The sequence below is a fragment of the Armatimonadota bacterium genome, assembly GCA_016223145.1.
Taxonomy (GTDB): Bacteria; Armatimonadota; Fimbriimonadia; order Fimbriimonadales; family Fimbriimonadaceae; genus Nitrosymbiomonas.
Window position 1 is genome coordinate 68,031 of the sequence record JACRPN010000006.1, and the last position, 25,596, is coordinate 93,626.

General features: G+C 61.7%; 28 protein-coding genes and 1 tRNA gene. 8 read left to right on the top strand and 21 right to left on the bottom strand.

Annotated elements, in window-relative coordinates:
• Window positions 1-7: 7 nt before the first annotated feature.
• The 6 genes from gspE to HZC36_04540 form a co-directional block, all read right to left on the bottom strand.
• The gene (gene gspE, locus HZC36_04515; GenBank protein ID MBI5706234.1) at window positions 8-1,576 is read right to left on the bottom strand and encodes a type II secretion system ATPase GspE; all 1,569 of its coding nucleotides are present in this window, start codon (window positions 1,574-1,576) and stop codon (window positions 8-10) included.
• A 47-nt stretch (window positions 1,577-1,623) separates the two neighbouring features.
• On the bottom strand, window positions 1,624-3,561 hold the full coding sequence (locus tag HZC36_04520; GenBank protein ID MBI5706235.1) for a glycoside hydrolase family 127 protein: 1,938 nt from the start codon (window positions 3,559-3,561) through the stop codon (window positions 1,624-1,626).
• Between the two features lie 177 nt (window positions 3,562-3,738).
• Window positions 3,739-5,718 carry a glycoside hydrolase family 15 protein gene (locus tag HZC36_04525; GenBank protein MBI5706236.1) on the bottom strand — a complete coding sequence of 660 codons (1,980 nt, stop codon included), beginning with the start codon at window positions 5,716-5,718 and terminating at the stop codon, window positions 3,739-3,741.
• A 43-nt stretch (window positions 5,719-5,761) separates the two neighbouring features.
• Window positions 5,762-5,848: transfer RNA gene (locus tag HZC36_04530), tRNA-Leu, on the bottom strand.
• Window positions 5,849-5,975: 127 nt separating this feature from the next.
• A complete protein-coding gene (locus HZC36_04535) occupies window positions 5,976-6,332 on the bottom strand; it encodes an RNA-binding protein (GenBank protein ID MBI5706237.1) in 357 nt (118 codons plus the stop codon).
• Between the two features lie 459 nt (window positions 6,333-6,791).
• Complete coding sequence (locus HZC36_04540) at window positions 6,792-7,097, bottom strand: hypothetical protein (protein MBI5706238.1); 306 nt, start codon at window positions 7,095-7,097, stop codon at window positions 6,792-6,794.
• A gap of 109 nt (window positions 7,098-7,206) precedes the next feature.
• Between HZC36_04540 and HZC36_04545 the strand changes: the two genes are divergently transcribed.
• Window positions 7,207-7,878, top strand: a complete 672-nt coding sequence (locus HZC36_04545) for a uracil-DNA glycosylase (protein MBI5706239.1) — start codon at window positions 7,207-7,209, stop codon at window positions 7,876-7,878.
• A gap of 144 nt (window positions 7,879-8,022) precedes the next feature.
• Here HZC36_04545 and HZC36_04550 read toward each other — a convergent pair whose 3' ends face one another.
• Window positions 8,023-9,195: a PDZ domain-containing protein gene (locus tag HZC36_04550; GenBank protein MBI5706240.1), complete on the bottom strand. Its 1,173-nt coding sequence runs from the start codon at window positions 9,193-9,195 to the stop codon at window positions 8,023-8,025.
• 150 nt (window positions 9,196-9,345) lie between these two features.
• Here HZC36_04550 and HZC36_04555 point away from each other — a divergent pair, with 150 nt between their 5' ends.
• From HZC36_04555 to HZC36_04575, 5 genes are all read left to right on the top strand, one after another.
• Window positions 9,346-10,227 (top strand): SPFH domain-containing protein, encoded by an 882-nt coding sequence (locus HZC36_04555; GenBank protein MBI5706241.1) that lies wholly within the window; start codon window positions 9,346-9,348, stop codon window positions 10,225-10,227.
• A gap of 188 nt (window positions 10,228-10,415) precedes the next feature.
• Window positions 10,416-10,586, top strand: a complete 171-nt coding sequence (locus HZC36_04560) for an Arc family DNA binding domain-containing protein (GenBank protein ID MBI5706242.1) — start codon at window positions 10,416-10,418, stop codon at window positions 10,584-10,586.
• Window positions 10,587-10,759: 173 nt separating this feature from the next.
• Window positions 10,760-11,422, top strand: coding sequence for a DUF2807 domain-containing protein (locus HZC36_04565; protein MBI5706243.1), 663 nt, complete (start codon window positions 10,760-10,762; stop codon window positions 11,420-11,422).
• 203 nt (window positions 11,423-11,625) lie between these two features.
• The gene (locus tag HZC36_04570) at window positions 11,626-12,744 is read left to right on the top strand and encodes a M20/M25/M40 family metallo-hydrolase (GenBank protein MBI5706244.1); all 1,119 of its coding nucleotides are present in this window, start codon (window positions 11,626-11,628) and stop codon (window positions 12,742-12,744) included.
• Between the two features lie 24 nt (window positions 12,745-12,768).
• Window positions 12,769-13,410 carry a hypothetical protein gene (locus tag HZC36_04575; protein MBI5706245.1) on the top strand — a complete coding sequence of 214 codons (642 nt, stop codon included), beginning with the start codon at window positions 12,769-12,771 and terminating at the stop codon, window positions 13,408-13,410.
• A gap of 93 nt (window positions 13,411-13,503) precedes the next feature.
• On the opposite strand, the gene HZC36_04580 is transcribed toward HZC36_04575, so the two are convergent.
• Genes HZC36_04580 through HZC36_04590 form a run of 3 tightly spaced genes read right to left on the bottom strand, consistent with a single transcriptional unit; the run spans window position 13,504 to window position 15,698 of the window.
• A complete protein-coding gene (locus tag HZC36_04580; protein MBI5706246.1) occupies window positions 13,504-14,232 on the bottom strand; it encodes a hypothetical protein in 729 nt (242 codons plus the stop codon).
• A 9-nt stretch (window positions 14,233-14,241) separates the two neighbouring features.
• Entirely contained in the window at window positions 14,242-14,910 is a 669-nt protein-coding gene (locus HZC36_04585) for a hypothetical protein (GenBank protein ID MBI5706247.1), read from the bottom strand.
• 26 nt (window positions 14,911-14,936) lie between these two features.
• Window positions 14,937-15,698 carry an FKBP-type peptidyl-prolyl cis-trans isomerase gene (locus HZC36_04590; protein MBI5706248.1) on the bottom strand — a complete coding sequence of 254 codons (762 nt, stop codon included), beginning with the start codon at window positions 15,696-15,698 and terminating at the stop codon, window positions 14,937-14,939.
• A gap of 250 nt (window positions 15,699-15,948) precedes the next feature.
• On the opposite strand from HZC36_04590, the gene smpB reads away from it, so the two are divergent.
• Both smpB and HZC36_04600 read left to right on the top strand, forming a co-directional pair.
• The gene (smpB, locus tag HZC36_04595; GenBank protein MBI5706249.1) at window positions 15,949-16,431 is read left to right on the top strand and encodes an SsrA-binding protein SmpB; all 483 of its coding nucleotides are present in this window, start codon (window positions 15,949-15,951) and stop codon (window positions 16,429-16,431) included.
• A 57-nt stretch (window positions 16,432-16,488) separates the two neighbouring features.
• Window positions 16,489-17,094: a PilZ domain-containing protein gene (locus HZC36_04600; GenBank protein ID MBI5706250.1), complete on the top strand. Its 606-nt coding sequence runs from the start codon at window positions 16,489-16,491 to the stop codon at window positions 17,092-17,094.
• A gap of 93 nt (window positions 17,095-17,187) precedes the next feature.
• Here the strand turns inward: HZC36_04600 and HZC36_04605 are convergent, their stop codons facing one another.
• The 11 genes from HZC36_04605 to HZC36_04655 form a co-directional block, all read right to left on the bottom strand.
• The gene (locus HZC36_04605; GenBank protein MBI5706251.1) at window positions 17,188-17,979 is read right to left on the bottom strand and encodes a diaminopimelate epimerase; all 792 of its coding nucleotides are present in this window, start codon (window positions 17,977-17,979) and stop codon (window positions 17,188-17,190) included.
• Window positions 17,979-18,245 carry an RNA chaperone Hfq gene (hfq, locus tag HZC36_04610; protein ID MBI5706252.1) on the bottom strand — a complete coding sequence of 89 codons (267 nt, stop codon included), beginning with the start codon at window positions 18,243-18,245 and terminating at the stop codon, window positions 17,979-17,981. Before hfq ends, HZC36_04605 begins: the two co-directional genes overlap by 1 nt.
• A gap of 15 nt (window positions 18,246-18,260) precedes the next feature.
• Window positions 18,261-19,166 (bottom strand): tRNA (adenosine(37)-N6)-dimethylallyltransferase MiaA, encoded by a 906-nt coding sequence (gene miaA / locus HZC36_04615; GenBank protein MBI5706253.1) that lies wholly within the window; start codon window positions 19,164-19,166, stop codon window positions 18,261-18,263.
• The gene (locus HZC36_04620; protein ID MBI5706254.1) at window positions 19,163-19,552 is read right to left on the bottom strand and encodes a hypothetical protein; all 390 of its coding nucleotides are present in this window, start codon (window positions 19,550-19,552) and stop codon (window positions 19,163-19,165) included. Before HZC36_04620 ends, miaA begins: the two co-directional genes overlap by 4 nt.
• 2 nt (window positions 19,553-19,554) lie before the next feature.
• Window positions 19,555-20,076: an adenine phosphoribosyltransferase gene (locus HZC36_04625; protein MBI5706255.1), complete on the bottom strand. Its 522-nt coding sequence runs from the start codon at window positions 20,074-20,076 to the stop codon at window positions 19,555-19,557.
• A gap of 27 nt (window positions 20,077-20,103) precedes the next feature.
• Window positions 20,104-22,125 (bottom strand): DUF2207 domain-containing protein, encoded by a 2,022-nt coding sequence (locus tag HZC36_04630; protein ID MBI5706256.1) that lies wholly within the window; start codon window positions 22,123-22,125, stop codon window positions 20,104-20,106.
• Window positions 22,125-22,700: a LemA family protein gene (locus HZC36_04635; protein MBI5706257.1), complete on the bottom strand. Its 576-nt coding sequence runs from the start codon at window positions 22,698-22,700 to the stop codon at window positions 22,125-22,127. Before HZC36_04635 ends, HZC36_04630 begins: the two co-directional genes overlap by 1 nt.
• Before the next feature lie 5 nt (window positions 22,701-22,705).
• Window positions 22,706-23,311 carry an HD domain-containing protein gene (locus HZC36_04640; protein MBI5706258.1) on the bottom strand — a complete coding sequence of 202 codons (606 nt, stop codon included), beginning with the start codon at window positions 23,309-23,311 and terminating at the stop codon, window positions 22,706-22,708.
• The gene (locus tag HZC36_04645; GenBank protein ID MBI5706259.1) at window positions 23,304-24,032 is read right to left on the bottom strand and encodes a hypothetical protein; all 729 of its coding nucleotides are present in this window, start codon (window positions 24,030-24,032) and stop codon (window positions 23,304-23,306) included. The genes HZC36_04640 and HZC36_04645 overlap by 8 nt, the downstream gene beginning before the upstream one ends.
• 89 nt (window positions 24,033-24,121) lie before the next feature.
• Window positions 24,122-24,913: a hypothetical protein gene (locus HZC36_04650; GenBank protein MBI5706260.1), complete on the bottom strand. Its 792-nt coding sequence runs from the start codon at window positions 24,911-24,913 to the stop codon at window positions 24,122-24,124.
• The gene (locus HZC36_04655; protein MBI5706261.1) at window positions 24,910-25,503 is read right to left on the bottom strand and encodes a sigma-70 family RNA polymerase sigma factor; all 594 of its coding nucleotides are present in this window, start codon (window positions 25,501-25,503) and stop codon (window positions 24,910-24,912) included. The genes HZC36_04650 and HZC36_04655 overlap by 4 nt, the downstream gene beginning before the upstream one ends.
• Window positions 25,504-25,596: the final 93 nt, after the last annotated feature.

Here is a 25,596-nt window from a genome sequence, read left to right on the forward strand (position 1 = left end):
CACAATGTCACAGCTCTTCCCGCTGGCAGACGCGCAGCACCTCTTCGACCGTCGTGCGCCCGTTCATCACGGCGAGCTTTCCGTCACCAAGCAGGGTTCTCATGCCTTGGTTCTTGATCGCGTAGTCGCGCATCACTGAGGAGGACGCCCTTTCGACGGTAAGGTGCCTTATCTGCTCGTCGACCAAGAGCAGCTCAAACACGCCCTGCCTGCCTTTGAAGCCCGTGCCCTGGCACTTGTCGCACCCGACTCCGCGCCTGAAGGAAGCGGTCTTCGCCTCTTCCGCCGAAATCCCGATCGAGCGCAGGGCATCGGCGTTCTCTTCGCTCGGGGCGGCACAGTTCGGGCAATTGCGGCGCACCAGCCGCTGGGCGAGCACGCCGAGCAGGGAAGAAGCCACGAGGTAGGGCTCAACTCCCATATCCTCCAACCGGGGAATCGCGCCAGGAGCATCGTTCGTGTGCAAGGTGCTAAAAACCAAGTGGCCAGTGAGAGAAGCATGGACCGCAATCTCGGCGGTCTCAAGGTCTCGGATTTCACCGACCATGATCACGTCAGGGTCTTGGCGGACGATGCTGCGCAGGCCGTTGGCAAAGCTGAGCCCGATGTTGGCACGAACCTGAATCTGCCCGATGCCCGACACCTGGTATTCGACCGGGTCCTCGATAGTGAGGATGTTTTTGGTCGGGGTCCAGATCTCTTGAAGCGACGCGTACAGGGTCGTGGATTTACCCGAACCCGTGGGACCGGTGGAGAGGATGATTCCGTAGGGCATGGAGATCAGCCTTCGGTACCTGTCCAGCATGTCGGGGAGCATTCCGAGCTCCTCGAGGCCGATCATGGCCGTGGTTTTGTCGAGGATACGCATGACCACGCGCTCGCCAAAAACCGTTGGGACGATGGAGCATCGGATGTCGATCGTGCGCCCGGCGATCTGGATCTTGATGCGGCCGTCTTGCGGCAGACGGCGCTCAGCAATATTGAGCTCGCCAAGAATCTTGATACGCGATACCAGCGCGGCGTGCATCCGCTTGGGCGGTTTCATTACGTCGCGGAGCATGCCATCGACGCGGTACCGCACCTTGACTTCTCTCTCATAGGGTTCGATGTGGATGTCGCTGGCCCCGTCGCGTACCGCTTGCGCAAAGATGACGTTGACCATCTGGACGACGGCGGTTTCGCCCGCCATCTTCTGCAGGTCGGCGAGGTCAGTGGTGTCGTCGATCTCGGCGGGCAGCGACTCTTCGCCTGGGAGGGTCTCAAGCATGCCTTCGAGGAACCGCTCTTCGATCTTCTCGCGAAGCATCTGCGGGCTGGCCATCACCGCTCGGACGTGGCGTCCGAGCAGAATCCCAAGATCGTCGACAGCTTGAAGCGCGGCCAGGGTCCCGATCGCGACCACCAGCACGCCGTTTTCCTCGTGAATCGGCAAGAGCTGGTGCTTGAGCGCGAAGTCCCCTGGAGCCAAACTGACGGCAGCCGGATCGGGCTTGACCTCCTCCAGGTCGATGTGAGGCAGGCTTGGGGCGCCGTTCGATGCTGGTTCAACGGCTTCTCTTACGGGGGACAGGCTCATAGACTCACTCTGACTACGAAGGAAGGACGCAAAAAAGAGCCATCCGTTCAGAACTCGGGACCCGTTTGTGGAACGGCGGAGGGTTCAAACCACACCGCCATGCCATTTGGGCCCCGGTTGCACCAGGCGAAATAGGGGATGAACCTCGCGCTGGTTGGGACAGCGGTCGGAGGTTCAAAGTCCCCGTAGAGCTCGCCTGAAGCCACCTGGGTCAGGGTCTGGCCCTCGACTTGAAGGGTCCCGACGCCGTCCAGGAAATCAGGCTCGTAAGCGAACACCGGCTCGGCCGAAAGATCAGGCTGGAAGGCCTGTGGGGCATATCCAAAGTCCTTGTCCTCGAGACAGTAGACCAGGGGGCCATGGGTGAGGGCAGCCCGCCCGAAGTTGTCCAGCACCCTTGGGTCTGATCCGACCCACTTGGGGGCCATTTCGAAGCTGAAAGCGACTTGGTCCCCGGTCCGCCAGGTGCGCGTCAGGACCAGGTAGCCCTCCAGAAACGTGGATTCCGGCTCGCCGTCGGGCTGGTCCACCGTGCAGTTGCTGCACCAATCCGGCATCCGCACTCTCAGCGTCAGGTCGAGCGCCTCCTGGCTTTCGACGCTGACGACCACTCTTCCGGACCACGGATAGCCCGATTCGACCACCAGCCGCGCGCCAGGGATGATGGCCCCAAGATCGGCTTCGAGCCCGGCTGGGATGTGGAGCCAAATCTCGGGGCTGCCGGCCTGGGTCCCCACCGAGAGGATGCTGTCTGCGACCGAGAGCACCATGCGCGCGATGTTGGGCGGGCAGCATGCGCAGGCAAACCAGGGGACTCGCTGGTGCTCGCCCCGACTTTCGAGCGGGTTCGTGTAGAAGTAGCGGGTCGCGTCGAGCGAGATGCCGCTCATCGTTCCGTTGTAGAGGGCCCGTTCGACAGTGTCGGCGACCTCGCCGTTGCCCGTGAACTCCAGGAGCTTGCGACCCCAGAAGACTAAGCCGATGGCCGCGCAGGTTTCGGCGTAGGCCGACCGGTTGGGGAGGTCGAAATCGAACGTGAAGCCTTCGTTGTCGCCGCTCGGGCCGATGCCTCCGGTCAAGTACATTCGGCGCTGGGTCAGGTTCGCCCATGCGCGCTGCATCGCCTCTGCGATCTTGGGCCGCTTTTCGGCGAACTCCGCTGCGGCGATGTAGAGGTACATGGCGCGCACCGCGTGGCCCACCACGTCGCTCTGCTCCTCGACCGGGACGTGGTCCTGGAGATACTCGCCGGTGTAGACCTCGTCCTTGCAAAGCAGACCCTTGGCGAACGGCGCCAAGGCGTTGCTCACCGGATCAGAGAGCTCCTCTTCGAAGGGCGAGGGCCGGGTCCCGCGCTGAAGGACCATCCACTCCGACAGATCGCGGTAGCTTTCGTTGCCGGTGGCGTCGGCGAGCTTGATCAGGGCCAACTCGATCTCCTCGTGTCCGCAATAGCCTTTGCGCTTGCCTGGCCCGAAGATCGAGGCGACGTGGTCGGCGAAACGTATGCCGATCTCCAAGAGCCTGCGGTCACCCGTCGCATGGAGCATGGCCACCCCGCCCTCGATCAGGTGCCCGCCGCAGTACATTTCGTGCATGGAGTTCAGGTTTCGCCATTTGCCCTCGGGATGGTTAACCTGGACATAGGTGTTCAGATACCCGTCCGGCTCTTGAGCCTCCTCGATGAGCTGGACAACCTCGTCGATCCGCTCCCTGATGCGGGCGTTCGGGTCCACCGCAAGCGCATAGGCACAGGCTTCAAGCCACTTATAGGCGTCGCTGTCGTTGAACCGATAGCCTTCGAAGGTGCCGTGCTCCTTTCGCTTCGCTTTTCGGAAGTTCTCGATCCTGCCTGTCATGACCAGTTGCTGATACTGATGCTCGAGCCCTTGGCCGATTAGCGCGCGCTGTCTGGCGCCCCAAAACCGGTCCGTGATCTTGACGTGGGAGAGGGGCAGCGGGCGCATCCTGCGGCGGAAGTCCATGGGCGCAGTTTACAGGCGAGGCTTGGCCGGCCGCTGTGATGAGGCCAGGGTGGCTGGGGATGGGTGAGGGTGAATGAGGATGCGTGAGGATGAATGAGGGTGATGGAAGGTGAACCACCTAAGTGCCGGCGGAGAGCAGGAGATACGTCGGACGGTTTTCAGAAGAGAACTCACGAGCTACTCGCCGCCGAGACCCAACTCGCTGGCCGTCACGATGAACTCGCCGTGGGACCAGACCAGTGGGCTGACGCTCAAGTGCTCGCCGGTGAACGGGTGCACCTGTTCAGGCAAATAGCCTGTTTGGCCGCGCCTCGCCAGCGCCCACTCGAAGACCTCGACGGCCCGTGTGCGGTCCTGCGGCGTCCTGTTCAGCTTCCAAAGCGCCTGGGCGAGCCAGAGGGTGCAGATAATCCAGGGGTTTCCTGGTACGCCATGCGAGACTCGGCAGTAGTAGTCGTCGCGATAGCGGGCCATACCACCGATCGGGCCATCCACCCAAAGCCCCGCTTCAAGACGGTCTACAAGGCTGCCGGCGAGCGGGTCGTCCGGGCTCAAAAGCCCTAAAAGAACAACGTGGAGCATCGAGGAATCGGGTGTCAGGTCCTCGTGCCAGGCGCCGTCCCTATCCTGTGAGAGGTTTCTCACGACAAAACCCTCCCCCGCATGAACGAACCTGCTCAAGCAAGCCGAGCGGACCTCTTCGGCAATTGCGCCGTAGTGTTCCGACCGGCTGTCTCCGAGGGAAGCAGCCAGCTCTGAAGCGGCGCGCAAGCCCGCCACGGCCGACGCCACCGTGAAGGCATGAACGCCGCGCCGCTCCTCCCAAAGATCGTGGCTGGGCAAGGGAAGGCCCGACTGGGGATCGCGATAGGCGACCAGGAAGTCGGCCAATGGCACGGCAAGCTCCTGCCAAAGCCCCTCCAGCCCTTCCCAGCCGAACGCCGCCACCTGTGCGCCCATCGCGTGCAGGATGAGGGCGGACTCATCCTCCTGGAGCGGCAGTTCGGGGCTGCCGTTTCGGACCCATGGGTGCCACGAAGCCCCGAGCGTGCCATCGGGACGGTACTTTTGAAAGAAGAAGGGGTGGGGCCAGACTCGGGAGTTGATCAGACCTCTGCAGAACTGGAGCATCCGCCGTCCAAAGCCCGCCTCTTTGAACCGAAGAAACGCTTCCAGGGTGAGCGCGCCGTCTCTGGGCCAGAAGTTCGCGTAATGGGCGCGGTTTTCAGACATGATGTCCGAGTCCAGCGCCGCCATCAAGGCGCCGTTTGACGAGAGGTGGCTCTCGATGACCACCCGGCTGGGGGTCAGAAGGGAGCGGGGCTCAGGAGCACCCGGGAGTGACTGGCATTTATTGCCGTGTTGAGGCTCTGCATTTCCGATCTCCGACCCTAAGGAACCCAGGCGAGACGCCTGGGCTACATCTGTCTCGACAGATGCCAAGGCGCCGGCCTCGCGGTCAAGGCGCTCTTTGAGCTCATGAAGGCCCGTGATCGTGCTCGCACAGAGGATCGAGCAGCAGATGGTCCGGCCTTCTCCTGGGGCAAGGCGAAGTTCGACACTCATGCAGGAGTCGATGGAACCTTGCTCGATCGTCCGGTTCGAGAGCTCCCCATCCTCGGCGTCCGGCGCGGTCCCGGGCTGCTCCCCATAGCCCGTGATGCCTACCGCCACTTCGCTTGGCCCCGAGTCAACGCAGAAGCCAATGAAGGTCGGGCCCTTGTAGTGCACCATGCCGCCTAGGACAGGATCGAGCACAGCGGTTTCGGCGATATCAGACTCGTTCAGTTGCAGGGGATGGTGGAAGAAGACCCTGGTCTTGCATTCGTCGGCGCGGTGGCTCGTGACGACGATGTCTCGAAAGAAGGCGGGCTCGTCGGCATGAATCCGTTCCCGAACCAGAAGCTCGATCCCTTGGTGCGGGTTTCGCAGAGTGGTCTGTGATGACCCGTCGGCGAATTGAGGGGACTGATGCACCTCCCAGCCTCCTTCATCACACCACGTGAATGCTCCATCCACCCAGATCCCCATTCTCACGGCTCGGCCTGCGAGGTGGTTGTAGAGCCCGACGTACGGGTAGGTCAATTCGCGGATTCGGTGACGGCTGTCGAGGGCGACGAACAAGGAGCCGTTGCCAAACACTAGGGACCGGGGCATCGCTGAAAGTTAGCACAGGCCGGGCGCGTTAGGCTTGGGGGGATGGTGCCTTCGGGGAGACTCGAACTCCCAAGCCCTTGCGAGCACTAGAACCTGAATCTAGCGTGTTTACCAATTTCACCACGAAGGCAGGCCCATTATTATAGCGCTTTCCTCGACGGCACGCTGGCGCAGCCATGGACACAATCCAGGAGATGGACGCAAGTCGAAGGGCCCGGAAGATCGATCCTCTCCCATCTGAAGTCGAGAAGCAGGCGCTACCAGTCGCGTCCGCCGCGGTCCCGGCCTCCGCCGCCGCCACGTCCGCCACCGTAACCCCCACGGTCGCCTCCGTAGCCGCCCCGATCTCTGCCTCCGCCACCACCGCCGAAGCCGCCTTCGCGACGGTCCGGCTTTGGCCTCGCCTCGTTAACGTTGAGCTTTCGGCCCCCCATTTCCGATTGGTGCATCGCCTCGATGGCCGCATCCATCTGGTCGTCTTCGACTTCGATGAAGCCAAAACCCCTGCCCTCCACGATTCGCGCGGTCACGGGCTTGAAGTTCTTGAAATGATCGAACATATCGGCCTCGGTGGCCGAGTAGGGCAGATTCCCTACATATAGCGTCTTACTCATCGTTCCTCACCGCTCCATCCCATCTTGGAGCCCCGACAGACTTGCCCCGAACCCTTCGGGCCTGGAGTCGAGCGGATTGGCCAATGGGACAAAACAGATCGATCCCAGCGTCAAGCAGACGGTACAGGCCATTATAACAGGCGTTTTGGTAACTCGCAAGTGATTTTTCGTGAAATGGCATGCGAATGAATGGCTGCGGCAACGCCCCCTAATGCCCGTAGGCCCCCCCATTGATGGACGACTAGTGCACTGCCCGAAGTGAGCGCCTACCCTGTGTCATGAGATGGCACACGATCTCGGGATACGGCTCAAAAAGGCCGAGTCGGTGTTGGGCAGCTCGAGCTCTGCTTGGGTTGCCCCAGGTATCGCCCCTGCAGATTTCAGGCTGGACACGCGAACAGGGCTGTTCGCGGACCGGGATGGGGACAGAACGTCCGCGCTTCAACCAAGGTCAAGACCTTACTCATCCTCATCGCTCGGGTTGCCGATGTCGGCCCCGCCCGGGTCGGGATTGTCTGGACCCGCCACCTTTTCCCATGTTCCCTTTGAGACCTTTCGAAAGGTCGAGAACCCCTTTTTCGCCGCTTGGTCCGGGGTTTGCCGCTTGGAGACGGCGATGCTCGCTCTGCTAATTAAGCGTCGCACCTGGAGCCCACAATAGGGACAATACTCAAACGGCTTATCCTCCAAGGTCTGCAGCACCTCGATCCGCCCTTCGCAGATAAGGCATTCGTGTCCGACAGGTTCATACTCGTAGATCGGCATTGGAAGGGTATTTTTCCTGCAGCAAAGCTAAGGTGAGGCTAAAGGATAAGCGTACCCATAGATCGTCGAGAAGCAGATGAGAGAGAAGGAGAACAAGGGCCTAGGCATGATGGGAGGCAATGGAGGCGGGCCGGTGCTGGAGTGCGAGGTAGGTCTGTCCTCCTGCAGGCTCTGCCCTCGGCTCACGGGATGGCGAGAGGAGGTCGGCAGACTCAAACGCAAGGCCTATGAACACGAAGTCTACTGGTCCAAGCCCGTACCCAGCTTCGGTGATCCGGGCGCGACGCTCTTGATCGTGGGCCTCGCCCCGGGGGCGCATGGCTCCAACCGGACCGGCCGCATGTTCACCGGCGACCGAAGCGGAGAATGGCTCTTTCGGGCGCTCTTTCGCGCTGGGCTCGCCAACCAGGCGACCTATGAACGGCCCGACGATGGCTTGATCCTGAATGGGGTCCTCATCACGGCCGTGGCGCGGTGCGCCCCGCCCGGCAACAAGCCCGAGCGGGCAGAGATTGCGGCTTGCGAGCGCCACCTGTTGCCCGTGTTGAGGCTCCGGAGGTGGAATGGTGTGCTCTGTCTGGGTACTGTGGCGTTTCAGGAGGTCTGGCGGCATCTAGGGAGCGGCCGGGCGCCCTTATTCGGGCACGGTGCTTCGGCTGTCCTGTCGGATGGATCTCCGGTGCTGGCAAGCTACCACCCCAGCCAGCAGAATACGTTCACGGGCAAGCTCACGGAGGCGATGCTCGATGCGGTGATGGGAGTGTTTGCCTCGCGGCGGTGACATCGGGCGGCCTTTGGGTGTGTCTCACGGGCCGGTGTGTCGCCCCTTCAGGGCTCGGGTCGCAAAGGGGCCAGGTTCCAGGGCGTTGCCCTTCGCTCAATGAGGTCGGCCCGTTGGGCCTTCCGAGCCTTCTCACCACCGCCCTTAGTCGTTCACCAAGAGCTCGCGTTTCAGGTCCAGGCGCATCAGGTTGCCGTTTCGTGAAAGGACCAGCTTGACGGTGCTGCCGACGGCGCCCTCTAGGAGCTTCTGAAGGGCTCGGTGCCCCACGTTCAGTTCGTCGATCCCGTCGATGCTCAAGATGGCGTCGCGCACCTTGATCCCGGCTCGGGCAGCAGGGCTCTCCGGCGCGACGAAGACGACAATCGCGCGTTTGGTGTTCGGGTCGTTGGCGGCATAGATTCCAATCTCACCGGGGTCCTCGCTTCCTACCTTCCCGTTGAAATTCTCCAGCCAAACGCGCCGACGTTCGTAGTCCACAAGGACGTTGAAGTTCTTGAGGAACCCAAAGCCGATCGTTCCATCCGATTCGGCAGAACCCGAGGGAGCGTCGATGATGTCCCAGCATCCATCAGGCACAGGAACGCCGAACACCACCATGTTCTTGAGCCGCTTGGACCAGCTCGCAACCTCGCCTGACGCCACGAACGAGGCCTTCATGAATTTGGGCTTTGCCCCCACTTGCCAGGCGCCGATTCGCTCCAACACGTCCCGATGCGTGGTCGCGTAGAACGCGTTGCCCGTATCCAGAGCCATCGTCATCTTCTTGCCGTCGCTGGTCGAAACCTCCATTTCCATTGCGTTGTGGCCGGTGGGCAGGAGCTTTGCCAGGAAGGTCCGCTTGTTGTCCGGGACCCTCGTGGTGAAGTCGAACGACTTGGGATGGAGCACAAAGCGGCTCTTCTCCATGTTGATCTCGAGCACGTACTTCGTGAGGGCCTGGAAGCCCAAGATGCCGTCGCAGTGGGTGTTGTAGGACTGCGAATAGTCGCCTTCCGCGTTGTCCTTGACCGCGACCATCCCCTTGGGGTCGATCTCCACGCTGCCGAGCCTGAAGCTCTTGATGTCGGTGGTCTCCGCCTCGAACTCCCCAACGAAGTCGCGCAGGGTCATCTTTCCGGTCGCCTTTCCCAGGTTGATTCCGGCTGAGTGCACGATGGCGCCGCCAAAGCCGGTATCGAACATCAGCGAGAGCTTTCGGCCGTTGACCGTCGCGTCGACAATGATGGCGTCCGATCCGATGCGGAAGGGAACTTCGATAGGAGCCGAGGTTCCCTGGAAGGCAGCGAAAGCGGCAAGGGCGAGTAGTGCGGCCATAGAGTCCCTGTACTATACGACTCTCGCGGGCCCATCTGGGTACGGCGTTGCGAGAATCCTCCAGATTGAGAGCGGTACAAAGGTCCCAGACCTCTTCAAGCCGAGATAGCATTGTGATATCATTGTGATTGCAAGGAGTGTTTTAAGGAAATGCAACTCGAACGTGAAGTGCGTGCAACCAACGGATGGCTGATGCTGTTCGTAACGATCCTGATGTACGCTGCGGGCATCGCAGGGATCCCGTGGCTAGCCGCACAAGACAATGCTGGAACCCTGGGGGCCGGGCAGGTGGTGGCCTTTATCTCCGTCTGGCTGTTGGCGGGCCTTCTGTCCGGCGGCTTCTTCATCGTGGAGCCCAACGGGAGCAAGGTCTTGCTGCTGTTCGGCAGCTACAAAGGAACGGTCAAGAATGCTGGATTCCACTGGGTCATTCCGCTGATGCTTCGGCGCAAGATCTCGCTTCGGGCGAGGACGCTGAACGGCGAGAAGCTCAAGGTCAACGACCTGGCCGGAAACCCCGTGGAGATCGCCGTCATCATCGTCTGGCAAGTCACCGACACCTATGCCGCCAGTTTTGAGGTTGATAATTACGACCAATACGTGGCCCTGCAGAGCGAAACGGCGCTGAGGCACAACGCGAGCGCGTACCCCTATGACGCCGAGGACGACTCGGTCTCGCTTCGCCGCAACGCCGATGAGGTCTCCCAGCACCTGCTGACGGAGATTCAGGAGCGCGTCTCGCGAGCCGGAGTGACTGTGCTCGAAGCGCGTCTGTCTCACCTGGCCTATGCTCCGGAGATCGCAGGGGCGATGCTGCGCCGGCAGCAGGCGGCCGCGGTGATTGCCGCAAGGCAGAAGATCGTGGATGGCGCTGTCGGGATGGTGGAATTGGCGCTCAAGCGCATGGAGGACGAAGGCGTGATCCATCTCGACGACGAGCGCAAGGCTGCGATGATCTCGAACCTGATGGTGGTCCTGTGCAGCGAGCACGCGGCGACGCCTGTGCTCAATACGGGGACTCTCTATTCGTAGGCAGGGAGGATAGGGAATAGGGGATAGAGGACAAGGGATAGGCATGGGGGGATTGGGGAGGCAAGTTTCGCCGGATCTGGTCCCTCGCTCGTCCCTAACCTCTTGAACCCTCGACCCCTGACAACCTGACCACCTGAAAACCTGAGCACCTGAGCACCTGAGCACCTGAGCACCTTCTCACCACTCCCATGGCCGAAAAGAAGCCCCTCTTGATCCGCATCGACCCGAAGCTCTGGGAAGAGCTTCGGCGGCTTGCCGATTCAGAGCTCAGAAGCATGAACGGGCAAATCGAGTATCTGTTGGCAGAAGCGATCAGGAAGCGACGGTCTCAGGACTCTTCGGAGGAGGCGACGCGCTAGCTGGTCCCCCGGGCAGGGCTCCGATGGTGTAGGACGGGACCCCGCGCTGCGGGTCCGCTGCGGCCTCGATTCGGGACCTACGTCCCCTTCTTCCCGCTCGTGAAACCGGAATCCCGCCGACATCGCGTATCCTCTTGTGCATAGGCGGCATGCCGCCAACAGGAGGAAGTCAGATGATCAAGGCACTATTCATTGCGGCGGTTGTGGCGCCCCTTGCGGGATGCGCCGTCGTCGAGGCAATCGAGGGCCACGGCCAGGTGGTGCACGGCTCGGGCAAGGCCAAAACCGAAGCGCGAAAGGTCGGCAAGTTCACGCATATCGCAGTGAAAGGCGCCACGGACTGCGATGTCACCGTTGGCAAGGCGCAGTCCGTCGAGATCACGGCGGACGACAACCTTTTGAGCCACGTGACGACCGAGTTGGTGGGTGAGACGCTCGTGATCTCAACCAAAGGTTCGACCTCCACGCGTCTTGGCATCAAGGCCAAGATCACCGTCCCTGAGCTCAACGGGCTCGATATCTCGGGCTCCGGAGACTCCAGCATCCGGGGGATCAAGAGCAAGACGTTCTTTGTATCGATTTCGGGCTCGGGCGACGTACGGGCGGCTGGCGGAGCGGACAACGTGTCTGCGTCCATCGCGGGTTCCGGCAGCGTGGACTTGGCGGGGCTCAAGGCCAGAGTAGGAGATATTTCGATCACCGGTTCGGGTGACGTCAAGGTGAGCGCCTCGGAGAAGCTGAATGCCACGATCGCGGGTAGCGGCAATGTGACTTACTTTGGGAACCCCAAGGTTCGCAGAACGGTGATGGGTTCCGGCGAGGTGGTCAAGGGGTAATTTGAAGAGCCGCTGAGCGAGGGATCGCTCCACAGAGCCCCTCAGTTTGGCGAGATTGCAGCTCCGCCAAGCTGAGCGCGTCCCCCTCGTCCGGTTCGATAGCGCTCAACGACCTCCCCCCTCGGAGTGGGGAGGTAGACCATTTGAAGGCGTGAATGCGCTATGGGAAGTGCCCTGGCCCCCGCAACAGATAGAATGCAGCGATGATTCAGGAATCGCGGCTTGTCGGCCTCTTTAGGGAACTCTGCAGCATCAACTCCCCGGCTTTGGCTGAGCGCGACGTCGTGCAGCACGTCCAGAGGCTTCTGGAAGGCATCGGACTCGAGGTTAAGGAGGACGACGCCGGGGCGAAGATTGGGGGCAACGCCAACAACTTGATCGCCACGCTGAAGGGCAATGTTCCCCGCGCGCCGAGGATCTTCTTCTCCGCACATTTCGACACTGTTGAACCCACCGAGGGCCTTGTCATCGGTGAGAAGGACGGCGTTCTGTTCAGCGAGTCGGACACGATTCTGGGCGCGGACGACAAGGGGGGGATGGCGCCGATCATCGAGGCGGTGCGTTGCCTGATGGAGTCGGGAGTGCCGCACGGCGACATCCTGCTTCTGCTCTCTTGTGCCGAGGAGATCGGGCTCAAGGGGGCAGCGGCCCTCGACATCCAGTCCCTGAATCTCGACTTCGGCTACGTTTTTGACACCGGCCCGCCGGTCGGCTCATTCGTGACTCGTACGGCCACACACGACAAGCTGGACATCACAATCGTCGGCAAGCCGGCGCACGCGGGCAAGGACCCGGAAAACGGCCTCAACGCGATTCAGGTGATGTCCGACGCCATCCATGGCATGCGCCTTGGGAGGATTGGCCCAGAGACCACCGCCAACATCGGCATCGTTCACGGCGGCACCGCCGTGAATGTGGTCTGCCCTTCGGTCTCGCTCCGGGCCGAGGCCCGCAGCACGAGCGTCGCGGAGCTGGACCAGCAGGTGGACCACATGATCGCCAGGTTCACCGAAGCCGCCGAGAAGTGGGGTGCGGAGGTCAAGATCGACCACGAGCGGCATTACGACTCCTATCACGTCGCTGAGGATCAGAAGGTGGTCCAGGTTGCCCAAGCCGCGAGCAGGGCTCTCGGCTTTGAGCCGGCGCTTCGAACGACCCTGGGAGGGAGCGACGCAAACGTCTACAACACCAAAGGCGTGCCCTGCATCGTGGTGGCGACGGGTATGGAGAAGATCCACACACACGAGGAGTGCATCTCGATCCAGGGGCTTGTCGATACCGCGCGGCTCGCCTATCAGATCGCGATTGAGGCGGCCCGATAAACGGCAGCTTGGTAGACTGAGATCATGAGGCTCGCTCTCTGGGTTGCACTTCTGGCCGGGGTGGCCGCCGGTTGTGGCGGCGAGAAGCCTGCGGCGTCTCCGTCGGCTCCAAAGCCTGTGGCTTCCGTGTCCGAAGCGCCGGATGGCGGGCTTCGCACGAAGAGCGGGCTGTATCTCTCGAACGATCAGGCGCGGTTTTCGGTCAACGACTCGGTTGAAGAGGCCCTACGGCTTTTTGAGCGGCCCACGAAGGCCTATGACATTCGGGAGCTCCCGGAGCCACTTGTAAGCGAAAAGGGCCTGCGCGCGGCAGGCTGGGCAAAAGGTGGCGACGGCTATGGGCTAATCGTTTCCAACGATCAAGTGATCGCTGCCGTGGCGACGCGGGCCGGCCGTAATCGCACCGACGTGGATGCAGCCGTTTCTGTCTATAAGGAGCTGTTCTCAAGCGTGGAGGCGGCGCCGCTGGAAGGGAAGACGGCGAAGTACTGGTTCTTTGAGGACGGGAGCCACAGGCTGATGATCTGCGGCGCCAAGACGCGCAAAGGCGACTGGACCTTTACATTGGCGCTCGGCGAGCAATGGGTGATGGACCGGCTCCGCATGGACAAGACCTCGGCCCTCGAAGACCTAAAGGAAGCGGAGCGCCGCATGGCGGAGGAATAGGGGGTCTCCCTTTCCCGGTCCATTTCCCTTAGGGCCCCATAATCGTGCTCTGGGCAGGCTTCTCCGTTTGGCTTTCGCCGCCTGCCTTTCACCCTACTCAGAGATGCCCAGGGATTCTTCCAGGCCGCACATGACGTTCATGGCATGGACCATCTGAGCTGCACCGCATTTGCCATTCAGATCCGCCATCGCCTGAACAGTGAGGAGGCTGTTTGGGGCGTCTTCGGTGATGCGCAGGCGGTAGAGCGCATAAGGCTTGCCCAGGACCAGCTCCACGTCCCAGGGCGAGTCCGCATCGTTTCTGACGTACAGCGAGCGCCCATAGAACTCATCGAAGATCGCGTCGAGGTCTTCGATGCGATCGGGGGTCGGCACGACCGCCATCACCGTGCAGGCGGCCGCCCCGCGAAGGTCCATTGGATCACAATCCAGTGAGAACCCGCCTTTCCAGCCTTCATCGTCAAGAAACGCCTCAAACTCGTCCTCGTCGATCGGGATCGTGGCCTGCACCAGCGGGCTTTCCTGGAGCAGCCCGGATCGCGCCAACGGGGCAAGGGCGATCAGGGCCAACGTCGCCCCAGGGGAGGGAACCGACACCACGTCGGCGCACACCAAGGGGTTGTTGTCCAGCGTCTCGAGGAGCCCGGCCACTTCTGCGGCCTGGTTGCCGATTTGGATGCTTCGTCGCCAGCCATCCAGCGAGAACTCAAGCGTCTTGGAGCTTCCAGCGCGGACCTCATCGATCCTGGGATGGGCCCGAAGGAGGCCTTCAAGCCCGGGAATCGGCCCACAGACCGCAGCAAAGCGCTTGTCGCCAACCATCAAGCCAGATTACTTGGTCCGTCGAATCTTGGTGGTCGCGTTGGAGTCCATGGGCTTGCCGCCGCCCATGTTCATTTTCACGGTCAGCTTCATATCCAGGGAATGAAGCGATCCATCCGAGACGTTGAAGTACATCGTGCCGGCGCCGACGACATCCATGCCCGTCTCGCCGCCTCGATTCTTGGCCTTGGGGCTGATGGCCACCGCGGCCACCCTCTTGCCGTCCACGGTCTTCATTCCCGCCATTCCGCCCGTTGCCCCAGCCATGTTCCCGGGCCAGGACTGCCCGATGACGACAGGCTTCTCGGGGAACCCGATAATGCCGCTACCCGGCATCGATCCTTCGCCGACCGGTTTCCCTTTGGCATCCACTTGGACGGTGGAAGTCCGGTCGCCGCCTCCGCCGTTGCCCAGCGCAGGCGTTTTGACCTTGTACTCAAGCGTGGCGACGCCGTTCTTGACGCTTTTCACAGAGATAGAGAACGGCATGCTCACTGAAAACGGCTGCGTCGCTCCCGCAACGGCGACAGAAGTATCGTTTGAATAGCGGTACACCTGCCCGGCGGCGAACTTGTGCCGAAGCAGGAAACCACTGCCCTGTTGCGTGATCTGCCCAATGGCTCCCGAGGAGAGCGATAGTGCGGTGGCGGCGAAAAGAAGGCAGGTGTGTGACTTCATAGACTGGGAACCCCGACCGTGGTGGATCATCCCTTCTTGCCAGGGACGATCTTGATCATCTCAACGGTGTAAATGATCACTTGGTTCGGCGGTAGGAATTGAGTCCCAGCCGAGCCTTGGCACAGGCGGGGTGGAAGGCGCAAGATACGCTTGCCGCCGACCTTCATCCCCTTGAGGCCCTCGTCGATGCCCGAGATGGCGTCGCCAATGCCCAAAGTAAAGGTCACCGTCTTTCCGCGTTTGTAGGAGGAGTCAATCAGCTTCTTGTTGACCAGGCGGCCCTCGTAATGGACCGTCACCACGTCCTTGGCCTGAGCGGCGCGGCCCGTGCCCACTTTGACGTCGTTCGCGTCGTAGACGACGTCCTCGCCCACCTTCACGATGTCGAGAAGCGTGATCTCAAAGAAGAGGTCGCTATTCGCGGGAATCTTCTCGTTCGCCTGAGCGCCATATCCCAGCGCCGACGGCACCTTCAGCGTGCGCTTGCCGCCGACCTTCATCCCCTTGAGGCCGACATCCCAACCTTTGATGACCTTTCCCGCGCCCAGCACAACGGCGAGCGGGGTGGCGGCCATCGCGTCGTTCCGGTCAAAGATCGTGCCGTTCAGCAGCTTGCCGACGTAGGTCACATAAAGAGTGTCGCCGTCCTCAGCAGGCCTGCCTTTTCCAACGGTCTGGTCGATGATCTCCAGCTTTTGCAGCCCTCCGACCGCCTGGCCAAAAGCGCCGGATACCAATCCGAGCATCACAAAAGCAAGCCCAACGGGCCTCGCAAGGAATCGAATCATGAGTGGTACTTTACCTCTTCAGGGTCTGATGAGAACGGTGTAGCCCGGGCGTCTCGCCTGGGTGGATTAGGTTCAGTGATGATAGTTTCCGGGCACATGTACAGCATTTCTCGACGGTCCCCTTCAAGTTACAGACGCTCCTGCATCAGGGCAGGTGCGTCCTCATCAGTGGGACTCCGCCACGCTTCCAACGGCAAAGGGCGGGTGGGGAGTTCCCAGATAATGGTCGGCGGTACACTCGGCTCCCCGCATGGGAAAGAAGAGCCAAACCAAAGAGGAGCCACGAACGCCCCGGACCATCGAGAACCGGAGGGCGCGGCACGACTACGACTTCCTGGAGACCCACGAAGCCGGAATCGTGCTCGAAGGGGCGGAGGTCAAGAGCCTCTGGCTTGGCAGGGTGAACCTGACGGACGCTTTCTGCAAGATCGAGGGCGACGAGCTCTGGATCGTGTCGCTCGACATCGAGCCCTATGAGCATGCAACCCGATTCCAGCCGGAGCGGCGGAGAACGCGCAAGCTCCTCATGCACCGAAAGGAAATCGACCTGCTGCACCGCAAGGTGCGCGAGAAGGGGCTGACGTTGCTGCCTTCGCGGCTTTACTTCAAGAACGGCAGGGTCAAGGTTCAGGTGGCGCTCGCGAGGGGGCGCAGGGAGTATGACAAGCGCCAGCAGATCGCCGAAAAGGAGAAGCGGCTGGAAATCGAGCGGATGCGCTCTGAGCGGCGCTGACCGGTTCAGTTTGGGCTTGATACTGCCGATAACCTGAAGAAGGACGGTTGTTGGACCATGCAATTCCCGAATTCAGCCCTTGAGCGTGCCGCGATCACCGTAGTCGTCAACCTGGAGGGCGCACCACGCAGCCTGAGGGCCACCTATGCGTCGTCAGAGCCTTTCACCGTCGAAACCGAAAACACCTGGGCCAGGTCGCTCGCGCCTGAGACGAAATTGCTCTTTGTGGTGCAGTCGGGAACCGAGATCATCAAGGGCACGGGGCGCGTGATCGACAACGTCGAATCCGGACAGCGGTGGCGAATCGCCGTCGAGAACGTCCTCTGGGAGTCTGTGGATCGCCGGAGGCATTCGCGAAAGGCCGTTCACCTTCCCGTCGAGTACCGTGTGGTGGAGGAGGATCCTTCAGGCACGCGCTTGGAGCGGGGGTCCGCGATGACGATGGATCTGAGCGTCAGCGGCGCCTGCCTAAAAGCCGAAAAGCTGCCCAACGACGGTTTTCTGGTCGATGTCAGCCTTTCGCTGAACGGCTTTGATGCGACCCGCGCGCTAGGCGTCGTGGTCTGGGTCCGGCCGATCGCAGGCGAGTTTGGGATAGAGTTCCTCGACTACTTCGCGGACGCGAAGAAAGTTCTGGGTGAGTTCGTCGAAGCGGCAGCGTAGTGCTGGAGCCTTAGTCAGGTCCTTTGGCTAAGGCAGACTGAGAGTCTGCCCGTTGGAGCAGCGGGATTCACGTGTCCCTCGGTCCCTTTGTCCCTAGCCCCAGCTTCCTACAAAGACGGTCTCGGCGGGTCCTGTCATGAGGACATGCCCTGATTCCAGATAAGTCACGGACCTTTCCGTGAGCCCGTTCAGGAACCCAGCGACGGCGCAGGCGCAAGCGCCCGTGCCGCAGGCGAGGGTGATCCCCGCGCCTCGCTCCCAGGTGCGTTGGATCAGGTGCGTTGAGCATACGACCTGGACGAAGTGAACGTTGGTGCGGTTGGGGAAGTCCGGGTGGCGCTCATAGAGGGGCCCCCAGGTTTCCAGTGGGACTGCGGCAACGTCTTCGACGAAGAAGACCAGATGGGGATTGCCCATGGAGACAGCCGTCCCCTCCATGCAAAGGCTTTGAACGACCGTTGGGACGGCGATGTAGGATGAGGACGGGTCGCCCAAGACCGGGATTTCGGCGCGCGAGAGCCTGGCGGGGCCCATGTCCACCCGAACCTGGCCGTCCGGCATCGTTTCGAGCGTGAGCGTGCCCGCGCCTGTTTCGACGTCCACCCGGTCCGCGTCCCAGAGGCCCTGTTTCTTCAGGAACTGCGAGAAGCAGCGGATTCCGTTGCCGCACATCTCGCTCTCGGAGCCGTCAGGGTTGAACATCCGCATCTCAAAAGGCGCCGAGGCGCCCTTGCGGGCCAGGATGAGTCCGTCCGAACCCACCCCGAACCTCCGATCGCAGATCTTGCGAGACAGCTCGGGGAGGGACGCGTCGTCAATCGGATGGCGAATCGCGTCGACCATCACGAAATCGTTTCCGATCCCGTGCATTTTGGTGAACGGTATCACTCTTCTTCAGGTGCCGGCGCGCCGCCTTCATCGCCGTGCGGCCGGTAAGTGGAAATCTGCTTCGATGGGACGATGCTGGCAACGGCATGCTTATAGACGAGCTGCGTGGGCTTGCCCGGGGAGTCCAAAAGAACCGTAAAGGCGTCGAAACCGCGCACGTGGCCTCTGAGCTGCACGCTGTTCGTGAGATAAAAGGTGACCCCGATGCCCTCTTTACGCACCTGGTTTAGAAACATGTCCTGGAGATTAATAGACTTCGCCATTGAGAACCCTCAACTTCAATTCAATCGTTCCAAAGCAAACCCAAAGGCCTCTTCGGTATTCCCGAATCCCGCATATCGCTCGACTTTCGGTTCTTTTCGCAGCCACGTTCTCTGACGCTTCGCATACTGCGCCGTCTCGTTTACGACGAGTTCGACCGTTTCACCGAGCGAAAGCTCGCCATCGCAATGACGCCATAGGGCGGCATAGCCGATAGCCCGCATCGCCGGATCGCTTCGGCTGACCCCCTGCTTGCGCAGGCGCTCTGCCTCGGCAACCCATCCATTTTGCATCATTCTTTCCGCTCGTGCAACAATCCTTTTCCGCAATAGGTCCACATCTGGATCGAGGCCTACCTTTTGAATCTGAAAAGGCGGCAAAGTGAACCTAATCGGGGGGGTTGAGTCGAACAGCTTTTCGAGCGCCCGGGTTACGCGGGCTGGATTCTGAAGGTCCGCTTTGGCCGCAGCTTCAGGACTCCATTGCCGAAGCTCCTGCGCGAGCGCCTCCAGGCCCTCCGATTCGAGGCGCGAGCGAAGTCGGGCGCGGAGTTCGGGATCGGGCTGGCCGTGGAGCTCGCCGTACTCTTCCAGCAGCGCGCGGACGTAGTAAGCAGTTCCGCCCACAAGGACGACGTTTCGGCCCCGGGCATAGAGCGGTTCGAGGAGGCTGACGGCCCTTTGGACAAAGTCGCCCACTCCAAACGGCTCGGCGGGATCCAGGATGTCGATCAGCTCGTAACGCTCGGTGTTCAAGGGTTTTGCCGTCCCAACGTCGAAGCCGCGATAGACCTGAAACGCATCGGCGCTGATGAGTTGGGCTTGGAGCCTATCGGCGAGGCGCTCAGCGAGCTCCGTCTTGCCGGCTGCCGTCGGGCCGAGGACGGCCACCAATCGGGGCCGATCTGGAGGGGGAAGACTCACTTGATCTCTTTGACGCCGAACTTCTTGCCCTCTTTGGCCGAGCAATCGATCTCGTTCTTGAAGACGTTGTCGCCGACCTTGTTCTCGGCCCGGAAGAGTCCAGACACCTGGACTTTGGCGCCCTCTTTCGGGGTGGGCTCAAGGGTTCCACGCCCATACACGCTCAGCTCTTTGTCGCCGTCTTTCAGCTTGAGCGTGTAGTACTTGTTGCCGATCTTGGAGGTCCGCTGCTTGAAGTCCTTGACGGTGCCATTGACCTCGACCTCCTTGCTGTCGAACTTCTTGGGGTCCTTGAGGATGTCCGCGACCGTTGCCTTCTCGGCCGCAAGGGCCAGCGCGGGCAGAGCGAGGACGAGGAGCAGACGAAAGAGGTGGGTTCGACGCATGGTCAATATTGTATCAGTGCGTTCACATCGTAGCCAAGTAGGTTGGATCGGCCTTTCAAGAACGTCAGCTCCACCATGAAGCCAAAGCCGCAGACGGAGCCGTTCAGGCGCTCGACGAGCCTCGCGACGGCTGCTGCCGTGCCGCCGGTGGCGAGCAAGTCGTCGATCACGTACACGCGCTGTCCCGGGCTCACTGCGTCGGTGTGCATCTCAACCACGTTGGTGCCGTATTCTAGGGCGTACTCCTCAGAAATTCGGTCATAGGGCAGCTTGCCGAGTTTGCGGGCCATCGAGAACGGGATGCCAAGCGCCATCGCCACCGGCACTCCAAAGAGAAAGCCTCGGCTCTCCATGCCCACGATGATCTCGGCGCCCCTGGCTTTGGCGTCGTCTTTCAAGAGGTCTACGACCTCTTGCAGCGCCGCCGGATTCTGGAGCACAGGGTGGACGTCCTTGAACAGGATCCCAGGTTTGGGAAAGTCGGGAACGTCCCGGATATACGATTCAGCGAGAAGCTTCGGCATGCCGCAGGGAATATACCCGTGCAGTCGCTACCAGCTGCTCCCGCCTCCGCCTCCACCACCGCCTCCAACGCTGCCCCCTCCTCCTCCTCCACCACCACCGCCGAAGCTGCCGCCGCCAAAACTGCTTCCTCCACCGAAGCCGCCAAACAACGAAGAGCCGCCGCCAAAGCCGGACCCGCCATCCCCAAACCGGTCGCTCGAATAGACCGGTGGAGGCGGCGTCATCGCGACGATCATATGGCCGGACCACGAGGACACGCCATCCACGAGGGTCTCGGACCAACTGGAGGTCCAGGCCCCAGGTTGCACGTCGAACCAGGCTGGAGGATGAGCGCCCAGGCCCTCGAATGCCTGGGAAAGTGGGCGCACGAGGTTGAAGGCCACCGCGTAGGGCAGGAGCTGCTCGAAGAGGGCTTGAGCGGGCATCGACTCCACTGCGGTCCGGAGCAGAGGCGCCTCGGCTCTGGCGATGAATTCGTAGAGGCCGCGAATCTCCTGGTAGGCGGCCGCGCCCTTAGGGGTTCTTCCGTTAACCGTCGAGGCGATAACCACGGTTGCCAAGAGGCCCATGGCCAGGCCTGCCGCCATGGGCACAAAGAACCCCATGCCGAGGCTCCCAAGCGCAACAGCCAGGCCGGAAACAAGGATCAAGCTGGTAAGAATGCTCCAAGCGGTGACTGTAGAAGCTACCTGCTCTGGCCTGAGGGAACAAAACCCCTCACTGACCGACCAACTGGAGAGTCCGTACTTGAGCGTCTCATAGGGCCAGGAGAAGGTCGACCGAAGAGACTCAGGCGTGAACGTGGGGCCATAAGGCGCCAGATTTCGGTGCAACGCAAGCTCGAATTCGGTCAGATTGACGCCACTTTCTTCCGGCAAGAGTGTGACTTCCACCTCGCCCCAGTTCTGCTGAGCGGCGCTACCAAGCTGGATGGTGGCGGCTCCCTTCTGGGCGAGGCTGACGATCCCAGCGACGACGTCGCGAGCATCCAGCGAGTTGTCGATCACGAAGCCACACTCGCCAGGCCCGAAGCCCTCGGGCGGGCTGTAGCGCACGACCAACGGCGTGTTGGAGTTTGTGTTGTAGAAGGACCGGCACAAGAGCGCGATTAGCACTGGAAACAGGCCAACCCAGGCATAAATCCAGTCAAATCGGGTGGGCGCATAGGTGCCTGGATCGTTGTCCGGGGAAGAATTCGGGTAGCTAACGCCCTCGGAAGCGCGCTGACGCAGTTCATCCTGCCTAGCCTGCGCAAGGGGACCTTGCCAGGCGACGGAGCCTTTCGCGATCGCCAGGCCAACCGTTAGCGACTCTCCTCGCGTCAGGGTGCGCTTGACGTCCACCGTCGCCTTTCCTGCAGTTCCCTTGCCGTCAAGCTTGAGCGAAGCCGTCACGCCCGCCAGCTTCCCGATCGCCCTCTTTCTGGGCGCGGGGATCGTGATGCCCTGCGTCGAGCCCAGACGGCCAGCCAGGGCGCGGAACATGGGCGGCGTCTTGCCTTTGGCATTGGGGAAGGCCACCTCGACATGGGCCGCGGGAATCTGGGTGGGCCATTCGGTGGGCAGGACGTTCCAGTAGAGCTCGGTGCGCGCTTTCGATTTGGCGTCGCCGTCGAAGTCTGTGAGACCGTCGTACACCAGGTACTTGAGCGTGTAGCGGACCCTGCCTGTAAGGGTGACATAGGGATCACCGATCTTTAGGCTGAGCTTGTCGCCTTCGTCGCTCGCGCCCGCTTGCCCAGGCTGCCCTTCACCTGGGGTCCAGGCCTCTTTGGAGCCTGACGTCAGGCGGCGATAGCGGACGAATTGAAAGGCCACGTTGGCGTAGCGGTAGCGCCCGGCTCCGGCGAGATAGGCCGTCGGGACCCAGCGGATGATCCCATGCTTTGGCTCGGTGAACGTGACGTCGATGACCTCGACGATTGAGAGCGATCTGTTGGGCTTGACGGTGACGTAAACGTCGAAACGGTTGGTCCTGAAACCGGCTTGTGCGCCGCAGAGGGAAGCGAGGAGAAAGACATAGATCGTGACCCAGAAGCGGGTTTTCATCACAGGTTGGCGTTCGGGACCTCGCGTTCCGAGGGGGTGTCCACCTCGAAGAATTCCGCCTGTTTGAAGGACCCGATCGAGGCCACGATGTTGCTTGGGAACGCTTCGATCTTCGTGTTGAAATCCCGGACGCAGGCGTTGTAGTACTGTCTGGCGCTCGCGATGACCCGTTCGGTCTCCGAGAGTTCCTTTTGCAGGTCCGAGAAGTTGGCGCTGGCCTTGAGTTCGGGGTAGTTCTCGGCGACGGCGAGCACTCGGAACAGGCTCTGGCCCAGGTGCTGCTCGGCTTCGGCGCGCTGGCCCAGGGAGGCGGTCGCCACCGCGGCGTGAGCCCTGGCCTCGGTAACCGCCATCAGCACCTTTTGTTCATGAGAGGCATAGGCTTTGACGGCTTCGACCAGATTGGGGATGAGCTCGGACCGCCGCTTCAGGTTGACGTCCACGTCCGACCAAGCCCCTTTGACGTGCTGCCTCAAAGAGACAAGCCCGTTATAGGCAGCGATCATCACCAGGAGCCCCAGCCCGGCCAAGACGGCAAGGACGATCAAGACGGGTCCGACTGCTTCTCCGTTCATTGTCACTATTCCTTCGTTGCCGGAGCCAAAAAGGATGCAACGGGCTGCAGAATCCACCGGACCCGGTCCAGAGATTCCACGACTTGCGGGTCAAACTTGCTTCCGCTCTTCCGCTGAATGGCCTCGAACGCCAGGGTCCCGGGGTCGGCCGACGAGAGTTCTGCCTGTGCGAGAAACGCCTCGGCCACGGCCAGAATGCGCGCCCCGATCGGGATCTGCTCGCCCGCCAGGCCTTGAGGAAAGCCGGAGCCATCAAAGGCCTCGTGAGCGGCGAGCACCATGGGGGCCGCGCGCTTTAGCCAGTCGTGCGATTCGAGCATGCGCACCGAGAACGAGGCTTGAAGCTTGAGATCCTCAAGTTCGAATTGCGTCAGGCCCGACTTGCCGTGCAGGTCGTTCATCGACACCGATAGTTGGCCCGCGCCGTGGAGCAGGGAGGCGCAGCGCAGGTCGATAAGCTCGGCATCGCTCAGGCCAAGGTCTTCGCCGATGGCAACGGTGTAAAGAGCGATCTGCTCAGCTCGGAGCCCTTCACCTGGAAAGTGGTCCTCCAGCGCCTGGACGAACGCGCGCAAAGTGTCGTTTCTTTCGATGCGCTCGAGATCATCCAAGCGGGCGATACTCCGCTGCTGCCGAATGGATGCTGAGCTGGGCTTGCAAGAGCTCGGCCTTTTTGCGCGTGATGCCCGTTAGGAGCGTTACCGGCACCTCGTCGAGAAGTTGCTTAACCTGGTTTCGGTTCAAGGCGAGCATGTGCTGAAGCGCCGTGATCAACTCCTCTTTGTGCCCGGCATGGCTCACAAGGACCAGTTCGTAGAGGCGCTCGTCGTCGGTTACGGCGTAGGCCTTGGGGACGTGCCGGATCTCCTTGCCCTCATCCTCGCCGACCAGGGGGATTTCGTGGTCGCACTTCTCGCAGATCAGTACGTCATTCTTCTCAGAGTAGTAATTCAGCTCGTTGCAGTAGCCGCAGCGAACCTGGAACACGGGCAGCGGCTTTTCGTCCTTGATCGGGATGACCCGGTGGCACACGAAGCACTTGAAGTCGTCGTCGGGCGGCTCGACCAGCACGTTCTTAGCCGAGCAATAGGGGCAGGTGACGTGGTACCCGGTGACCTGCTTCATCTGCCACGAGGCATAGATCGAAAAGGCGATCAGCCCCAGCCCACCCAAGATCATCACCCAGGCGATACCCGTCAGCATGCCGCCGTATTCGTAGCGCTGGTAGTTCCGGAATAGAAACCCAATCGCGGCCGCGACGACGCCAAGCACACTGAAGCCGACGGCTTTTTCGCCGATGATCTCGATAACATCCGACTTGCGCAACGGCATGGCTTGAATCTACCCCCCAGGAATCCTTGCGGGGAAGTATATCCGCAGGGAGCCGTGCCGACGTTGCCTGTCCGGGCCTTTAGGAACGCTTACTGATCGGGCCTGCCGTCGGCAATGGTCGGCTTGCCCGACGCTTTCGGTGAGGAGGCGTCGCTGTTCGTCTTGTATTTCACGGTCGGCGCGGCGCCTCCCGACTCCTCGATGGCAGGGATGATGAGAACCTTGCCGCTGCCTTCATCAAAGGAGGTGAACCCACAACGCGGGCCGAGGTCTTCGAGCATTTCGAAGCCGGTCATGTTCGCATAGTTGATGGAAACCCGTGTCTCATTGACTCCCGGCGCGACCTCCAGCTTGAGGCTGCAGGTTCGGGCGATCAGCTCCAGAGCTTCGGATAGCGTGATTCCCGCAGATGACACCGATTGTGGTTTGAGGTAGTCGGCGATCTCGGGTTGCGCGGGGGTTGGGCTGTTCGGGTCGTATTTCGGGGGTTCGTAGGAGGGCCCGCGGTAGGAGACGGTTTCGGGGGGCGCAGTCTGGCTTTGGACAACTCCGGAATCGGGCTTCGTTCCTTGTGAAGAAAACGCCCGGCTCGCAAAGAAGAAGCTGGCGACGCCCAAACATGCCAGCGCCGCGAACCCAAGGACCCACACGTAGCGTGACGGTGGAGGCGCTGCCTGAGCGGGCGCGCGGAATCGTGGCGGCAAGGCGTCATGGCTCACGCGGCGCCCCGCGCCTTTGAGATCCCTGACCATCGCGATGCGCTTTCCGAGTTCCAGCGAGTGCTCGGGGAATCGGCCGTTGAAATCGGCGACCGCGTGGGGGTCGTCGCTCTCGGCCACGAGCCACAGCATCTTGTCCACGTCCGGGTGGATCCGCCTCATTCGGGCTCCTCCTCGTAGAAGGCGCGGAAGCGCTCGCGGGCGCGGTAGAGGCGGGTCTTGGCGGCGTTGACGCCACAACCGACGCTGTCGGCGATCTCTTGAAGCGAGAGCTCCTCCCAATAGAAGAGCACGAGAAGTACGCGGTCCTGGGGCGAGAGCCTCGCCATGGCCGCCTGGACGCGAGGGTCGGCGGGCTGCTCGGCGGGCTCAGCGATCGCGCCGGCTGCTTCGTTCAGGGGGCGGTTGCGCTGGAGGCGTTTGTTGCGGCGCGCATACTGGATCGTACGGTTCACCGCTACTCGGAAGAGCCAGGTCCCGAACCGGGAGCGCCGATCGAAACGGGCCAGGTTTCTGTAGAGCAAGGCGAAGACTTCCTGGACGGCATCGGCGGCTTCGTCGGCGTCGCCGAGCACCCCCCGAGCCATCGCATAGACGCGGTCGTAATAGCGTGCGTACAGCTGATCAAACGCGTGGGAATCACCTCCCAAGAAGCGCTCGACGAGGACGGAGTCTTCGTCGAAGGCCGGGGTGTTGCTGCGCTCGATCACTGCCGAAACCGACACAGCCTTTGGACGCGCCTTTAGGTTCAACGGTTACTCCACATGAACAGACATTGACGGCAGATGGTTCGGTTCAGACGAAAAACTGCGCCCCCATTGTGCGAGGGCGCAGTTCTTTAGGGC

Bases quoted from the DNA above. Each gene is read 5' to 3' on its own strand.
- gspE (MBI5706234.1), bottom strand. From the start codon at position 1,576: ATGAGCCTGTCCCCCGTAAGAGAAGCCGTTGAACCAGCATCGAACGGC.
- HZC36_04520 (MBI5706235.1), bottom strand. From the start codon at position 3,561: ATGGACTTCCGCCGCAGGATGCGCCCGCTGCCCCTCTCCCACGTCAAG.
- HZC36_04525 (MBI5706236.1), bottom strand. From the start codon at position 5,718: ATGCCCCGGTCCCTAGTGTTTGGCAACGGCTCCTTGTTCGTCGCCCTC.
- HZC36_04535 (MBI5706237.1), bottom strand. From the start codon at position 6,332: ATGAGTAAGACGCTATATGTAGGGAATCTGCCCTACTCGGCCACCGAG.
- HZC36_04540 (MBI5706238.1), bottom strand. From the start codon at position 7,097: ATGCCGATCTACGAGTATGAACCTGTCGGACACGAATGCCTTATCTGC.
- HZC36_04545 (MBI5706239.1), top strand. From the start codon at position 7,207: ATGGGAGGCAATGGAGGCGGGCCGGTGCTGGAGTGCGAGGTAGGTCTG.
- HZC36_04550 (MBI5706240.1), bottom strand. From the start codon at position 9,195: ATGGCCGCACTACTCGCCCTTGCCGCTTTCGCTGCCTTCCAGGGAACC.
- HZC36_04555 (MBI5706241.1), top strand. From the start codon at position 9,346: ATGCAACTCGAACGTGAAGTGCGTGCAACCAACGGATGGCTGATGCTG.
- HZC36_04560 (MBI5706242.1), top strand. From the start codon at position 10,416: ATGGCCGAAAAGAAGCCCCTCTTGATCCGCATCGACCCGAAGCTCTGG.
- HZC36_04565 (MBI5706243.1), top strand. From the start codon at position 10,760: ATGATCAAGGCACTATTCATTGCGGCGGTTGTGGCGCCCCTTGCGGGA.
- HZC36_04570 (MBI5706244.1), top strand. From the start codon at position 11,626: ATGATTCAGGAATCGCGGCTTGTCGGCCTCTTTAGGGAACTCTGCAGC.
- HZC36_04575 (MBI5706245.1), top strand. From the start codon at position 12,769: ATGAGGCTCGCTCTCTGGGTTGCACTTCTGGCCGGGGTGGCCGCCGGT.
- HZC36_04580 (MBI5706246.1), bottom strand. From the start codon at position 14,232: ATGGTTGGCGACAAGCGCTTTGCTGCGGTCTGTGGGCCGATTCCCGGG.
- HZC36_04585 (MBI5706247.1), bottom strand. From the start codon at position 14,910: ATGAAGTCACACACCTGCCTTCTTTTCGCCGCCACCGCACTATCGCTC.
- HZC36_04590 (MBI5706248.1), bottom strand. From the start codon at position 15,698: ATGATTCGATTCCTTGCGAGGCCCGTTGGGCTTGCTTTTGTGATGCTC.
- smpB (MBI5706249.1), top strand. From the start codon at position 15,949: ATGGGAAAGAAGAGCCAAACCAAAGAGGAGCCACGAACGCCCCGGACC.
- HZC36_04600 (MBI5706250.1), top strand. From the start codon at position 16,489: ATGCAATTCCCGAATTCAGCCCTTGAGCGTGCCGCGATCACCGTAGTC.
- hfq (MBI5706252.1), bottom strand. From the start codon at position 18,245: ATGGCGAAGTCTATTAATCTCCAGGACATGTTTCTAAACCAGGTGCGT.
- HZC36_04620 (MBI5706254.1), bottom strand. From the start codon at position 19,552: ATGCGTCGAACCCACCTCTTTCGTCTGCTCCTCGTCCTCGCTCTGCCC.
- HZC36_04625 (MBI5706255.1), bottom strand. From the start codon at position 20,076: ATGCCGAAGCTTCTCGCTGAATCGTATATCCGGGACGTTCCCGACTTT.
- HZC36_04630 (MBI5706256.1), bottom strand. From the start codon at position 22,125: ATGAAAACCCGCTTCTGGGTCACGATCTATGTCTTTCTCCTCGCTTCC.
- HZC36_04635 (MBI5706257.1), bottom strand. From the start codon at position 22,700: ATGAACGGAGAAGCAGTCGGACCCGTCTTGATCGTCCTTGCCGTCTTG.
- HZC36_04645 (MBI5706259.1), bottom strand. From the start codon at position 24,032: ATGCCGTTGCGCAAGTCGGATGTTATCGAGATCATCGGCGAAAAAGCC.
- HZC36_04650 (MBI5706260.1), bottom strand. From the start codon at position 24,913: ATGAGGCGGATCCACCCGGACGTGGACAAGATGCTGTGGCTCGTGGCC.